This is a genomic window from Rubrivivax sp. A210 (genome assembly GCF_904426505.1).
Lineage (GTDB): Bacteria > Pseudomonadota > Gammaproteobacteria > Burkholderiales > Burkholderiaceae_C > Rubrivivax.
Map to the genome: position 1 here is coordinate 1 of NZ_CAJGBN010000058.1, position 1,673 is coordinate 1,673.

1 protein-coding gene is annotated in these 1,673 nt (G+C 59.4%); it reads right to left on the bottom strand.

The genetic code is table 11. The features are described 5' to 3' along the window. Positions 1 to 864 precede the first annotated feature (864 nt). The gene (locus JMV16_RS21100; protein ID WP_201496298.1) at positions 865 to 1,407 is read right to left on the bottom strand and encodes a CAP domain-containing protein; all 543 of its coding nucleotides are present in this window, start codon (positions 1,405 to 1,407) and stop codon (positions 865 to 867) included. Positions 1,408 to 1,673 lie beyond the last annotated feature (266 nt).

A 1,673-nucleotide genomic window follows, 5' to 3' on the forward strand; every position in this document is an offset into this window, starting at 1 on the left:
CATCGGCAACCTCGATGCAGTTTGCAAGGAACTGATATCGATTGGGCCTCAATCCTGCAATCAAAACCATCGGCAACAGCCCCAATCGCTAGGCTTCATGCGGGTTCTGGGGTTGTTCAGGGCGGACGACTTAAATCGGCTGTGGGCTGAGGACACTTCTCGATTGCGTGGCCTAACGTTGGAGCTAAGCTGGCACCGACGGTGAAACGCCAGGCCCCGGCCACAGAAAATGTACAGCGTACCTGTGGCCGGGGCCTGGTGTTTTGCCGTTGGTGCTCAGCTTGAGCGACGTGTTAGGCCACGCTTTTGACGGCCACTGATGCACGCCTTGTCCTGAGCTGACTTGGTGGCACTGCCACGGCGACCAGCCTCTGCGTGGTTCAGGCGCCCAACACGAGGACGCCAACGTTTCTGAGTTGCGACTGCTGGCCAGGCTGGGTGTCCTTCCTCGGTGCTGCGCTGGCGAGGCGTAGACGGCGACGCCAGCGAACTGGCCGCTTAGATTTTCGGCGTAGTTATGGACGTCGGGGCTGATTTTCACTTGTGATGTGGGCTTCAGCGTAAATACTCGTGAAGCTTGGAGACGAGGCTTTTGCTCGCGGAATTTGGTCGCCTTCTGAGCAGCAGTGATGCTGATGAGGGGATGCATTTAGTGCGGCTGGTGGAGGTCGTGAAAGCTGCCGAGGTGAGTGTATTTGCGTGGCCTAACGTTCGAGCTAAGCGGGCGACGACGGCAGGACGCCAGGCCCGGGCTGGTGAAAATGTACCGCGTACCACCAGCCCGGGCCTGGTGGCCTGCCGTTGGCGCTCCGCTTGAGCGAGGGGCTAGGCCGCATGTCCTTGCAACGCTGAAACTGTTTGCCTCTATTTGGCTGGATCGGCTTCCTTGCCGAACCACACGAGCGCGTAGCCTCCCGTGACGGCAACGCCCATGGCGTGCCAGCGTGCGTTGAACCAAATTCCCTTGTTGACGATGACTTCATGGTGACCCTGACTGCGCTTCCAGGCCCGAAGTGCATCGTCTGGCGTCACTTGGCCGCTACTGCCATAGGAAATTTCGTATCCGAATCCTTGGTACGCGCCATCAGAAATCTCGCGTGGTTTGGTCCACATGCACTTCGCTTGCGCGTGATCTGCAGTGTAGCAACATGAAGTCCACTTACCCGCTGCAGACCAGCTATGCATGTTGCATTGAGCTGCTCGTGTCGTCCCTTCGAGGTCACTGGCGTGTGCCTCTGCGACTTGAGTCAAGGACTTTGAGATGGGTATGGCTTCAAGATCCAATCCGGCCCGGTAGCTGTTGATCAGATTCGCCAGACGCAGCGCGGCAGCCGACGGGCTATCTTGGGCTACTGCCGAGGTACCGATGAACGCAAGCACTGTGAATACAAGAAGATCGTGTCTCATGCGGCCTAACGTTCGAGCTAAGCGGGCGCCGACGGTAGGACGCCAGGCCCGGGCCGGTGAAAATGTACCGCGTACCACCGGCCCGGGCCTGGTGGCCTGCCGTTGGCGCTCCGCTTGAGCGAGGGGTTAGGCCGCGCCTGGTACGACCGGGGCGGATGGGTGACACTTTTCTCGCAGCGTGCAGGTGACGAGACAGGGACGATGGACCTCCACAAGGAGGGTACCAATGCCCTGGAAGGACACCAACATCATGGAACTGCGAATTC